This is a genomic window from uncultured Flavobacterium sp., assembly GCF_951805225.1.
In the GTDB taxonomy this organism is placed as follows: Bacteria; Bacteroidota; Bacteroidia; order Flavobacteriales; family Flavobacteriaceae; genus Flavobacterium.
In genome coordinates, this window is record NZ_OX638201.1 from 4,702,631 (window position 1) to 4,716,095 (window position 13,465).

13 protein-coding genes are annotated in these 13,465 nt (G+C 32.2%); all 13 read left to right on the forward strand.

The window, feature by feature from the left end:
- Positions 1-200 precede the first annotated feature (200 nt).
- The 13 genes from atpB to WN975_RS19610 all read left to right on the forward strand — a co-directional run bounded on the left by atpB (position 201) and on the right by WN975_RS19610 (position 13,447).
- Positions 201-1,373: a F0F1 ATP synthase subunit A gene (gene atpB / locus WN975_RS19550; RefSeq protein WP_337967953.1), complete on the forward strand. Its 1,173-nt coding sequence runs from the start codon at positions 201-203 to the stop codon at positions 1,371-1,373.
- Positions 1,374-1,413: 40 nt separating this feature from the next.
- A complete protein-coding gene (atpE, locus tag WN975_RS19555) occupies positions 1,414-1,614 on the forward strand; it encodes an ATP synthase F0 subunit C (protein WP_031453874.1) in 201 nt (66 codons plus the stop codon).
- 83 nt (positions 1,615-1,697) lie between these two features.
- Complete coding sequence (locus WN975_RS19560) at positions 1,698-2,189, forward strand: F0F1 ATP synthase subunit B (protein WP_099710157.1); 492 nt, start codon at positions 1,698-1,700, stop codon at positions 2,187-2,189.
- A gap of 4 nt (positions 2,190-2,193) precedes the next feature.
- Positions 2,194-2,724, forward strand: coding sequence for an ATP synthase F1 subunit delta (atpH, locus tag WN975_RS19565; protein WP_121327940.1), 531 nt, complete (start codon positions 2,194-2,196; stop codon positions 2,722-2,724).
- Positions 2,725-2,763: 39 nt separating this feature from the next.
- Positions 2,764-4,341: a F0F1 ATP synthase subunit alpha gene (gene atpA / locus WN975_RS19570; protein ID WP_099710159.1), complete on the forward strand. Its 1,578-nt coding sequence runs from the start codon at positions 2,764-2,766 to the stop codon at positions 4,339-4,341.
- 92 nt (positions 4,342-4,433) lie between these two features.
- Positions 4,434-5,294, forward strand: coding sequence for an ATP synthase F1 subunit gamma (gene atpG, locus WN975_RS19575; RefSeq protein ID WP_099717835.1), 861 nt, complete (start codon positions 4,434-4,436; stop codon positions 5,292-5,294).
- A gap of 397 nt (positions 5,295-5,691) precedes the next feature.
- Positions 5,692-6,369, forward strand: coding sequence for a hypothetical protein (locus tag WN975_RS19580; protein WP_337967954.1), 678 nt, complete (start codon positions 5,692-5,694; stop codon positions 6,367-6,369).
- Positions 6,369-7,490, forward strand: a complete 1,122-nt coding sequence (locus WN975_RS19585; protein WP_099710161.1) for a hypothetical protein — start codon at positions 6,369-6,371, stop codon at positions 7,488-7,490. The genes WN975_RS19580 and WN975_RS19585 overlap by 1 nt, the downstream gene beginning before the upstream one ends.
- Positions 7,491-7,518: 28 nt before the next feature.
- Entirely contained in the window at positions 7,519-9,333 is a 1,815-nt protein-coding gene (locus WN975_RS19590) for an OmpA family protein (protein ID WP_337967955.1), read from the forward strand.
- 46 nt (positions 9,334-9,379) lie between these two features.
- Complete coding sequence (locus tag WN975_RS19595; protein ID WP_337967956.1) at positions 9,380-10,150, forward strand: hypothetical protein; 771 nt, start codon at positions 9,380-9,382, stop codon at positions 10,148-10,150.
- 2 nt (positions 10,151-10,152) lie between these two features.
- Positions 10,153-10,983, forward strand: coding sequence for an ATP-binding cassette domain-containing protein (locus tag WN975_RS19600; protein ID WP_337967957.1), 831 nt, complete (start codon positions 10,153-10,155; stop codon positions 10,981-10,983).
- Positions 10,984-10,991: 8 nt separating this feature from the next.
- Entirely contained in the window at positions 10,992-12,524 is a 1,533-nt protein-coding gene (locus WN975_RS19605; RefSeq protein ID WP_337967958.1) for an AAA family ATPase, read from the forward strand.
- 476 nt (positions 12,525-13,000) lie between these two features.
- Positions 13,001-13,447, forward strand: coding sequence for a GNAT family N-acetyltransferase (locus WN975_RS19610; protein ID WP_337967959.1), 447 nt, complete (start codon positions 13,001-13,003; stop codon positions 13,445-13,447).
- The last annotated feature ends 18 nt before the right edge of the window (positions 13,448-13,465 follow it).

The following is a 13,465-nucleotide window of genomic DNA, read 5'->3' on the forward strand; positions in this document are numbered from 1 at the left end:
ATCCCTTATTTTTTATTTTTACTTTTCGAAACATATTTCACAATTCGCTTAATAAACAAAGGTTAATTGCTTTATTGACAGTAAGATTGGTTGTAAAAAGCTTAAATATTAAAAATTACACCTATAAATTTTCAATTTTCAATTTTAAATGTACCTTTGCAAAAAATTTTTGGAACCTAAAATTAGATACAGATTTAATAATGATAATTTCAAATAAACCAGTCCAGTACTTATTAGTTAGCTTATTAGCACTTACTTCGTCGATTAATTTCGCCTCAACCCCTGTTGATACTGTTTCAGTAAAACATGAAACTGTTGAGTCAACAGAGGCAAGTCATGCGACAAGTGGTCATGGAGAATCTGTTGGTCACGAAATAGAAAAAGAATTCAATGCAAGCGAATTGATTAATTCTCACATTGGAGATTCTCACGATTTTCATATTGCTGATTGGGATGGTCATCCTATCTCTTTTAGCCTTCCAGTTATTTTATGGACAAATAGTGGATTGGAAATTTTCTCATCAGCAAAATTTCACCACGATAATACAGGTGAACATATAGTTGATATTAACGGTCAAAAATTAGTTCGTTATAAAGAAATAATTTTTTATGCTGATAAATTTGAAGAAATGACAGCTGACCAAAGAGACAATGGAGCTTTTGCTTTTGATGCAAGACCTTTAGATTTTTCTATCACTAAGAATGTTTTTTCTATGTTGATGTCTGCAATCATTTTGTTTTTCTTATTTTTTGCTGTAGCAAGATCATATAAGAAAAACCCAAATGCACCAAAAGGATTAGCTGGATTTTTAGAGCCGCTAGTTACTTTTGTTAGAGACGAAATTGCTGTTCCAAATATTGGTACAAAAAAGGCTGGAAAATATATGCCATACCTTTTAACTATATTTTTCTTTATTTGGATTAACAACCTTATTGGTTTAATTCCATTCTTCCCATTCAGTTCTAACTTAACAGGTAATATCTACTTTACATTTGTAATGGCTTTTATTACTTTCATCGTTACAACTTTAAGCGGAAACAAATCATACTGGGGACATATTTTCAATACACCGGGAGTTCCTGTGTGGTTGGCTCCAATTATGATTCCTGTAGAAATCATCGGAATGTTGACTAAACCATTTGCATTAATGATTCGTTTATTCGCAAACATTACTGCTGGTCACATTATCATTTTGAGTTTAGTTTCTTTAATTTTCATTTTCAAAAGTATTGCTGTAGGACCAGTTGCCGGAGCATTCGTATTGTTCATGAGTGTTTTAGAAATGTTAGTTGCTGCTTTGCAAGCGTATGTATTTACTTTGCTTTCAGCATTATTTATTGGTCAGGCTGTTGAAGAGCACGATCATCATTAATTAGAGTTTTATTAATTATTAACTATATAAATTTATTATTATGGTATTAGCTGGAATCGGAGCTGGATTAGCTGTAATTGGTGCAGGTCTTGGTATTGGAAAAATTGGTGGTTCTGCAATGGACGCTATCGCTCGTCAACCAGAAGCTGCTGGAAAAATCCAGACTGCTATGATTATTGCTGCTGCACTTATTGAAGGTGTTGCACTTTTCGCAGTAGTTGTTGCGTTAATCGCAAAATAATTTACATTTAAAACTTCCTGTAGCGGTTGGCTTCAGGAAGTTTTTTTAAAAAACTACAAAACAATTTTTAAATATATACTGTTATGCAATTAACTTCACCAGAAAGTTTAATTTTTTGGACAACAATTATCTTTATTGTTTTCTTCATTCTTTTGGCAAAATTTGCTTGGAAACCTATTTTAGGAGCTGTAAAAAGCCGTGAGGAATCTATCAACAATGCTTTAGCATCTGCAGAAGCTGCACGTTTAGAAATGCAAAATTTAACTGCAGACAATGAGCGTATCTTGAAAGAAGCTCGTGCAGAACGTGACGCAATGTTAAAAGAAGCTCGTGAAATGAAAGAGCAAATGATAGCTGATTCTAAAAATGAAGCACAAGAGCAAGGTCAAAAATTGATTGCTCAAGCTAAATTGGCAATAGAAAATGAAAAAAATGCAGCTATGGCTGAATTGAAATCTCAAGTTTCAACTTTATCATTAAGCATTGCTGAAAAATTATTGAAGGATGAATTATCTAACAAAGAATCTCAAACTAAATTAGTTGAGAAAATGTTAGGTGACGTAAAGTTAAACTAAGATTATGGCAAGTACAAGAGCAGCAATTCGTTATGCACAAGCAATTCTAGACTTAGCAAACTCTAAAGGTGTTGCCGAAGCTGTTAGTAACGATATGAAATCAATTGCTTCAACAATTGGTTCCAATTTAGAATTGAGTACCTTTATCCAAAGCCCAACTAAAGTTGAAGTTAAAGAAAGTGCTCTTTTAGAAGTTTTCGCAAATATAAATGGTGTAACTAAAGGCTTATTTCATTTATTATTCGAAAACAAAAGATTTGAAATTCTTGAGGCGATTGCTCTTGAATACAATAAATTATTTGATGAAAGTAATGGTGTTGAAGTAGCGAAAGTTACAACTGCTATTCCTATGGATGCTGCATTAGAAGCTAAAGTTTTGGCTAAAATTGCAACATTGTCAGATAAAAAAATAACAATAGAAAATATAGTAGATCCATCAATTATTGGAGGATTTATTTTAAGAATAGGTGATCAACAATACAATGCTTCTGTTGCAAACAGATTGCAGGTATTAAAAAGAGAGTTAAGTAATTAGTTTTATTACACATAAAAGTGTCTAAATTATAAATTTAAGATGGCGGAAATCAAACCTGCTGAAATTTCAGCAATATTAAGAAAGCAAGTAGAAGGTTTTGAATCTGGTGCTACGCTAGAGGAAGTAGGAACGGTACTTCAAGTTGGAGACGGTATTGCTCGTATTTACGGGCTATCTAATGTACAATACGGTGAGTTAGTTGAATTTGAAAACGGACTTGAAGCTATTGTATTGAACCTTGAAGAAGACAATGTTGGTGTGGTACTTTTAGGACCATCAACAGGAATCAAAGAAGGATCAACAGCAAAAAGAACACAACGTATTGCTTCTCTTAAAGTAGGTGAGCAAATGGTAGGACGTGTTGTTAACACTCTTGGTTTTCCAATTGATGGAAAAGGGCCAATTGGTGGAGACTTATACGAGATGCCTTTAGAAAGAAAAGCTCCTGGAGTTATCTTCCGTCAGCCAGTTACTGAGCCATTACAAACAGGTATTAAAGCGGTAGATGCTATGATCCCAGTTGGTCGTGGACAACGTGAGCTTGTTATTGGTGACCGTCAAACAGGTAAATCAACTGTTTGTATCGATACAATCTTAAATCAAAAAGAATTTTACGATGCAGGAAAACCTGTATTCTGTATATATGTTGCAATTGGGCAAAAAGCTTCAACTGTAGCAGGAATTGCTAAAATGTTAGAAGAAAAAGGTGCAATGGCTTATACAGTTATTGTTGCAGCTAACGCTTCTGATCCAGCTCCAATGCAAGTTTATGCTCCTTTCGCAGGTGCTGCAATTGGTGAGTATTTTAGAGATTCAGGTCGTCCAGCACTTATCGTGTATGATGATTTATCTAAACAAGCTGTTGCTTACCGTGAGGTTTCTCTTTTATTAAGAAGACCACCGGGACGTGAGGCATATCCTGGAGACGTTTTCTACTTACACTCTCGTTTATTAGAGCGTGCTTGTAAAGTAATTGCAGATAATGGAATTGCTAAAAACATGAACGATTTACCAGATTCTATTAAGTCTATCGTAAAAGGTGGTGGTTCATTAACTGCTTTACCAATTATCGAAACTCAGGCTGGTGACGTTTCTGCATATATTCCAACAAACGTAATTTCGATTACAGATGGTCAGATTTTCCTTGATGGAGATTTGTTCAACTCTGGAGTTCGTCCTGCGATCAACGTAGGTATCTCTGTATCTCGTGTTGGAGGTAATGCTCAGATTAAATCTATGAAAAAAGTTTCTGGAACTTTAAAATTAGACCAAGCTCAATTCCGTGAATTAGAAGCTTTCGCTAAATTTGGTTCTGACTTAGATTCTGTTACTTTAAACGTAATTGAAAAAGGAAAAAGAAACGTTGAAATCTTGAAACAAGGTTTGAACGATCCTTATCCAGTAGAAAATCAAGTAGCTATTATTTATGCAGGTTCTAAAAACTTATTGAAAAGTGTTCCTGTAAATAAAGTAAAAGAATTTGAAGCTGATTTCTTAGCTTACTTAAACAGCAAACATAAAGATACGCTTAACGCGTTGAAAGCTGGCAAGTTAGATGACAACATTACTGATGTTATCGAAAAAGCAGCAAAAGAAATTTCAGCAAAATATATCTAATTAGATAATTCGTAAATTAGATAATTAGAAAATATCTCAGGAGACTTTCTAATTATCTAATTTTCAAATTGTCACATTTTTTTAATCGACAAATGGCAAATTTAAAGGAAATCCGTAATAGAATTACTTCCGTTTCATCGACGATGCAAATTACATCGGCAATGAAAATGGTTTCTGCAGCAAAGCTTAAGAAAGCACAAGATGCAATCACTGCGATGCGCCCTTATGCCGAGAAATTAACGGAATTGTTGCAAAATCTTTCTGCTACACTTGATGGTGAAGTTGGAGGTGATTATACAACACAACGTGAAGTAAAAAAAGTATTGCTTGTTGCTATAACTTCAAACAGAGGTTTATGTGGAGCATTTAATGCAAATATTATTAAAGAAGTTAAAAATCGTGCTGCTTTTTATGCTGGTAAACAAGTAGATGTTTTTCCTATTGGTAAAAAAGGAAATGATGTACTAAGTAAATCTTTTAAAGCACACGGTCACCATAATGCAATTTTCGATCATTTGACTTTTGATAATGTTGCTGGAATTGCTGATAATTTGACTGAGAAATTTTTATCAGGAGAATATGACAGAATCGAATTGATCTACAATCAGTTTAAAAATGCTGCGACACAAATCGTTCAAACTGAACAATTTTTACCGTTAGCACCAATTAAATCTGATGTACCGGTTTCTGGTGGAGATTATATTTTCGAACCGTCAAAAGAAGAAATTGTGTTGACTTTGATTCCAAAGTCATTGAAAACTCAATTATACAAAGGTATTCGTGATTCATTTGCTTCAGAACATGGAGCACGTATGACAGCTATGCACAAAGCAACTGATAACGCAACTGAATTAAGAAACCAATTAAAATTGACTTACAATAAAGCACGTCAGGCAGCTATTACAAACGAAATTCTTGAAATCGTTGGTGGAGCAGAAGCTTTGAACGGATAAGATAATTTTTTTTTAAAATTTAAAAAGAGCTAACATTAACTTGTTAGCTCTTTTTTTTGTGCTAATTGTTGAATGAAAAATAGTGATGATTTTGTTTGATTTTCTACAAACGTACGTTTAAGTTAATTCTTACTTTTAACTATTGTTTATACCAATATTGATTTTTTATTAAGTATTTTTGGAGGCTATTTTAAATCTGAGTTTTAAAAATAGAGCAGAAAAAAGTAGGAATTTTTTCAAGCATAGATTCCGGTAAATAGATCTGATAATAAATTAGTTACATTATATTTTGAAAAAAGTATATATTTATACTTTTAAAAGTAGTAACTTTTTAACACTTTCTGCGTATAACATTTAACAACCAAAAAGTTATTAAAAAATAGATCACCTACAAACGATGACAAAAGAAAGTTTTAATTGGAAGAGTCTTTTCATTAATGATGAAACAGATCAATCAGAGGGCAAAGCTGCAACTCAACCGTCCGCCCCAATTTTACCAACCACAGACAATAAATTTCCGAATCAAGTCACAGAGTCATTTCCGACAAATTCATTAACAAACCCTTTCTTAAACGAAATTTTTGAAGTTTACGATAAAGGTTTTGAGTCATTGAACGAACCAGGATTTGATTTTTTTGAACTTTATAAGTCAGTTATGGCTGTTGGAGTAACAAATCCGCAAAGTTATCAGATGGCTTTTGCAATGGGAAAATCAATTAAATCTGATTTGACTAAAGATTTTCTTTTGCAAAAAGGAAGTTTTTATGTTACTGAAATTGAAAAAGTACATACTAAATATGATACTGTCGGTAAAAATAAAAAAGCCGAATTAGATAATACAATTACAAAAGAAAAATACAATTTATCCAAAAATATTTCTGAATTAGAAGCCAAGATTCTTGAACTTCAAAAAGAATTGGAAGCTAAGAAAATAGAACTTCAAAAAATTGATCCTGTTAATATGGAACAGCTTTCGGAGATTCAATTGAAAATGGAAGCAAATGATTTAGCAAAACAAAAAATATTAACCTCAATCAATACTGTAATAACAGGAATAAATCAATATTTACAATAATGGATAAATTCGAACAAGAAAGAAGCACTCTTTTGACGTTGCCAATACTTAAACATTTTGACGAGTCTAAAGGAGAAATCGCTTTGAAATCAGGTGCGCTTAAAAAAGGAGAAAAGTCATTATTCTTGGCTTTGGCATTAGGTTTATTAGGAGTTGGAGGATATTTGGTATGGACTTATATTATCCCGCCATTATTTACAATGCTTGGTCAGGCAATTGCTTTATCTGCAACGGGAGTATTTTTAGTTTTCTTAGTTATGATGGCTCCTGTAATAATGAAAGCGCTTCGTTTTGCTACAAAAAATATTCATAAAGCATTAATTCAAAGTAATCCTTTTAATGAATTAGAAGAGCAAAAACAAAAAATGGTTAAAAATCGTGAAGTTTTTAAGAATACTAAAGCAAAGCTAAAAGGTCTTAAAAATGAAATGGAAATTGAAGCCAGCAAATCTGAAAAAGAAGCAAAAGGATTTCAGGAAGACGTTTTGAGTTTACAGCGTCAGTCAGAAAAATTGAAATCAGCGATGGATGAAATGGTGAAACAAAATGGCGTTGCAGCAAAAGATACAGATGAGTATGTAGCTCTGCAAAGTGAGTTAGCCAGAAAGTTAAGCGATTCTCAAAGAGTTTCTACTCAATATGAACAAAGCAAAAGTTTTATCCAAAAATATGGTGTTCGTGCAAATGTTTTAGGAAAAATGGATCGTAAACTGACTTTAGCCGGAACAGCGATTGATATTAAAATTGCTGATTTTGATGTGACAGTTAAAATGCTTCAAAAAGAATATGAATTTGCCAGAAATGCTAAAGAAGCAACAGAAAGTGCAAAAAGCGCGATGATGTTTACAAAAGACTGGGAATTAGAATATGCTCTTGAAGTGGTAACGTCTACTATTGCTCTGGATATTGCCAGAACTTCAGAAAACTTAATCGACATCGATGCTTTAACTTCTAAATATTCTGTTGATAATGATGAGCTTTATTCAAGATTAGATTCATTAGCAGATGAAATTAAAACGGGCGATAATACAATTCCGGATTCAACAAAATATACAAGTCCAAATTACAAAATGACCAAAGAAGATAAATTATCCAGTGGTGGTTTTGGAGATATTTTTTAATACAATTAAATTTAATTTTTAGATAAAAATGGGAAAAATTTTAAGAACAGAAAAGTTAACAACCTTTTCTGAATTACTTATCGTTATTGCTGGAATTGGTGCAATTCTAGGAGGAGTTTATTATATATCTCCAGGAATTAAAACCGCAGTTTCAAAACAATTAAATGGAATTGAACTGAATCAGACAGATGTTAATAATGTTACCAATGCTGCAAAAATTGCACTTCCATCTACTGAATTATCTTCAGAAGTTGCAGACAAACCTTTAGTAAGAATTGGTGCTTATGCTTGGAACGCTCAGTCTGGAATTATTGTTTCTAATGGTGGTCCAAAAACAACAAAAGGATCATTGATGGAGAAAAACGGAGTTAATCTTGAGATTATTCGTCAAGACTGGCTTTCGGAATTGCGTAATATGCAAATGAAATTTATCGAAGAATTTGATAAAGGAGAAGCTTTTCCATCTTCAGAAAAAAGTGTTTTTGCAGTTATCATTATGGGTGATGGTGCGCCATTTTACATTAGTTCTGTTCAAAAATCACTTGACGAAAAATACGGAAAAGATAAATACCATGTTCAGGTAATGGGAGCAGTAGGTATGAGTTATGGAGAAGATAAATTAATTGGACCACCAAACTGGAAATCAGATCCAAAATCTATGAAAGGTTCTGTTATATCGGCAGTTCTTGGAGATGGTGACTGGGTTACTACTGTAAACTATTGTTTTGCAAACGGATTAAAAGTAAATCCGGATCCAACAACATATGATGCAGAAGCAGTAAATATTTATCCATCAGAAAATGATGATTATATTAAATCGGCAGAAGAATTAATCAAATCTCAAACAACAGGATGGACTGTTACTTTGAAAGAAGTAGTTGATGGAAAATTAACTGGAAAATCTGTGAACAGAAAAATCGATGGTTGTGCTACTTGGACGCCTGGTGATAAAACTGTATTTGATAAATTGACTGGATTTGTTGATATCGTTTCTACGAAAGAATTCAACAACCAAATGCCAACTACTATTATTGGTGTTAAAGAATGGGCTGTTAAAAATCCTGATATTGTTTCTAATATTTTGAAATCGGCATTGACGGCTTCAAACCAAATGAAAAATTACGAAGATTGGAAAGTAAGAGCTTCTGAAGCAGTTGCTGCAACTTACAAACTTGAAACTCCGGAATATTGGTACAAAATGTTCAAAGGACAACAAGGAACAAAAGGCGGATTGACTTATAATATGGGAGGTTCAAAAGTATTTAACTATGCTGATGCAATGCAATATTATGGTTTATCTGATGGTGTAAACAGATACAAATCAGTTTATAATCAAGTTGCAGGATATTTGACAGAATTGAATCCGTTTGGATTTAATGAAAATGTTGGAGCAGTTGTTCCTTACGATCAAGCAGTAAACTTATTCTTCTTGAAAAACATTAACGATATCGAATCTACTTCTGCAGACAAAGCAGATTATAGCAGCGAAGCAAAAGAAGTTGTAGCTTCTGGAGAATGGAAAATTAATTTTAATACTGGAAGTTCTGATATCTCAAGCTCATCTAGTAAAGAAGTAGAAAAAATTTACAATCTTTTAGTACAAGCTGAGAACACAAAATTAACGGTTGTTGGACACACTGACAATGTTGGAAATGCTGATTCTAACTTAGCTTTATCAAAAAGCAGAGCACAAGCAGTTGTAGATTACCTAAAACAAAAAGGTATTCCTGCAAATCGTTTCCAATTAGTGGACGGAAAAGGTCAAAGTAATCCAATTGCAGATAATAATACTGCTTCTGGAAAAGCACTAAACAGACGTGTGGTTATTACTTTATTAAAATAAAAACAATAAAAGGCTATCTTAATAGATAGCCTTTTTTACAAGCAGTATGATAAAAATTTTAACGCCCTTTGAAAAAATATCAAAATTAAACAAGACACTTATTTTAATTGCTTGGTTAGTTCTTTTGATTATTATTTGGTTTGCAGCAACATCTGGCGAAAAACATCTTTTTCCTTCGCCGGCTCAGGTTTTAACCGGTTTTTCAGATCTGTATAAAGAAGGTTTGGTAGTGCATATTTTCAATTCATTGAAATTGTGTTTTATCTCGATTTTTTTAGCCACAATTATTTCCTTGTTTTTTGCTTATGCATGGCCAATTCCGTTATTAAAATCAGTTTCTGAATTTATCACAAAATTTAGATTTTTACCTTTTACCGGACTTTCATTTTATATTACAATGGTAATTCATGAAGCACGAATGATGCAGGTTTGGATCTTGGTTATTTTCCTGACTACTTTTTTAACAACATCATTAATTGCAGTTATCAAAGATATTCCGCAAGAAGAATTTGATCATGCAAAAATGCTAAAATGCAACCGTTGGGAAGTTCTCGTACAAGTTATTATTTTAGGAAGAATAGATTATGTAATTGATGTAATCAGACAAAATCTTGCCATTACCTGGATGATGCTTGTTACGGTAGAATCGATTGTGGTAGCTTCTGGAGGATTAGGGTTTTTAATCAAAAACTCTGATAAATTTATGAATACCGGAAGAATCATTGCACTTCAAATTATCATTTTATTAATAGGTCTTGGCTTAGATGCAGGAATAAATTTCTTAAGAAAAGCAGTATTTAGATATTCAAAAATATAATTATGACACACGAATATAAAGAGACACTTTTGTATGTAGAAAATCTTAGCGTTGGTTATGATGATACAATTATTATAAAAGATATAAGTCTTATAGAAAAAGATGTAATTAGAGAAGGTGTTGATTGTACAGGTCAGGTTGTAGCTTTTGTTGGAAGATCAGGACGAGGAAAATCAACTTTCTTTAAAGCATTGACAGGATTAATTCCGACCAATTCCGGAAAAATATTAATTAGAGATTTCGAAAACAAAGAACCAAATGCAGCTAAACCTGTAAGCGAAGGAGACATTGGTTTTGTAGATCAAAAATATACTTTGTTCAGACATAAAACAGTTACTCAGGCGTTGAAATTTTCGTTAAGAAAAACAACACTTTCAAATACTGAAAAAGACGAAAAAATAAAGTTGTACCTAAAAGAATGGGGATTAGAAAATTGTAAAGACAAATATCCTAACGAACTTTCCGGCGGACAAAGACAAAGAACCGCTATTATAGAACAATTGTTTTCATCTGATCAATTTATTGTTTTAGATGAACCTTTTTCAGGATTAGATGTTGGAAATATCGAAGAAGTAAAAAAATCATTTGAATTATTAGGTAAATCATCTGAGTTTAATACCGTTATTTTTTCTACGCATGATATTGAATTGGCAATTGAATTAGCACAAACCATTTATGTAATTGGACATCCAACTATTAATGGAAAAAAAGAAAATTACGGAACTATTGTAGCAAAATACGACCTAAGAGACATGGGACTTTCATGGAAAGATTATTGCGATGATCACTTAAAATTATCAAAAGAAATTATTCACCAAATGATGATTTCTTAAATTTGAATATGTCAAAAAAGAACAATCCAATATCGATTATTGAAGAATCATTTTTGTCTCTAAAAAAATATTTAGAAACAAATGTATCTACTAATGAAGCCGTTTTTACGGCTTCATTTATTATAGAACTGCAAAAAGAAACCAAGCAGATTCTAGAAATATGTAATATATTAAATCAAGATGCAGATTTTATTCAGAAGCTTAATGAAACCGTAAATCCAGTTTTTTCTAAAGGTTTATTGTTTAAAGCAGAACACTTTTTTCTTTCGGATATTATTGATCTTTACGAAAGAGAACCCGGACTTAAAAATGAAAAACAGGAATTTGTTCTGGCCTATTATTATGATGCTTTGCGCAATAAACATTTTGCAAACGAAAATTCTGTAAGCGAATTGAATCAGTTGGTTTTTACCGAGAATTTCAAAAACCTTCTTGTAAAAATTAAAAAAGAGAACAAGATAATTACTTCGAATGTTCAGCAAAACTATTATATACTTCCGGAAATAATTATCGAAAAGAAACATAAAGGTTTAGAAGAAATTCTTATCGAATATCAAAACTTCATTTATTTTACATTTGGTAAAAAATTTGAAAACACAACAGCTTTCAGTAATTATTTGGGTTTGAATACGAAAACATCAAAAACAGATAAAAAAGAAATAGACAATCTTCCTGAAGAAGATACACTGGAAAAAGTTCTGAAAGAATTAAACGAATTAGTTGGTTTAGCAGAAGTAAAAAAAGATGTTTCAGAATTAATCAATCTTTTAGAAATACAAAAAAAGCGTTCAAAGCAAGGATTGAAAAATGTTGAGATTACTTTGCATACCGTTTTTCTGGGGCCGCCGGGAACAGGAAAAACTTCTGTAGCAAGACTTTTAAGCAGAATTTTTAAACATTTGGGTTTTTTATCCAAAGGTCAAATGTTTGAAACAGACAGAGAAGGTTTAGTTGCAGGTTATGTTGGGCAAACAGCAACAAAAGTCAATAATGCAGTAGAATCAAGTCTTGGCGGAGTATTATTTATTGATGAAGCTTATGCATTAACTCAAAATGCATTTGGAAATGATTATGGAGCAGAAGCCGTAAATACACTTTTGAAAAGAATGGAAGATCATAGGGAAGATCTGGCTGTCGTGGTTGCGGGATATACAGAACCTATGAAAATTTTTATAGAATCAAATCCGGGATTGCGTTCACGTTTCAACAGATATTTTCATTTTGATCATTTTACACCTTCAGAATTATTTCAAATTTTTGAATCATTTTGCTCGAAATCTGATTTTATTATTTCGGATGAAGCCAAAGAAAAATTGACAGATACTTTTGAATTGCTTTACGAAAGTAAAAATGAAAGTTTTGGAAATGCCAGAGTCGTTCGGAATTTATTTGAAAAATGCGTTCAGAATCAGGCAAATCGAATTGTGAAAATTAAAAAACTCACGAATAAAGTTTTAAAAACATTTACAGAAGAAGACATTCCGGAACCAAAAGAAACGGAACAAAATGTTAATCTTGAAATGAAAAGTAAAGAGCAATAAAAGGAAAAGAGTCGACAAGAAATTGCCGACTCTTTCATATATATAGGGTTGTTATTTTTGAAGTTAACTTATAAAATGGTGATTCCCGCCTTACTCAAAAACCGAGAATCAGTACCATTTTATAAAATTAGACACAGATATATCACTCTGCAGTGCTTTGTCTTTCATGGGAACAAACTAGCTTTATTAATCCCAATGCTCTGTTTTTTTGAGGGTTACATTTCAGCAGAATCACTCCCTTTGCTTTGTCTTTTGTGGGAACAAACAAGCTTTATTAGTCCCATTGCTTTGCTTTTTTTGAAGGGTTGTATTTTAGCTTTGCTCATTCCCTTTGATACAAAGTTAGTACAGAAGTACTCTTAGAAATTTATATAATTTTCGCCGTTTCTTATAGATTTTTCACATCAAGATGTTTCTACTTATATAACAGCACAATAAAAAAATGAGTATTTTTGAAATCTTATTTTTTTACTACAATGAAACTGCAAATACAAGAACTTACAACAGTCGAAGAAATGTTGGCTCAAATTGATACAATGAGATTTCTTTATCCAAATATGTCCATCGAAAAATATAAAGCTTACCTTTCAGAGATGGTTCCGCATAATTATATTCAGATTGGCGTTTTTGAAAACGGAGTTTGTTTGGGTATTACCGGTTGTTGGTCAGCAACGAAACTTTGGACAGGAAAATATCTTGAAATCGATAATTTTGTCGTAAACCCAGAAGTTAGATCAAAAGGAATTGGAAAATTGCTGACAGATTATATCGAACAAAAAGCCATAGATTCAGATTGCAGCAGTATTGTTTTGGACGCTTTTACCGGAAATTTTGCTGCACATCGTTTTTATTATAATCAAGGATACGGACCAAAAGGTTTTCATTTTGTTAAAATATTAGATGAAAACAAAATGACTCACTAATTTTAGCATCAAGTTTTT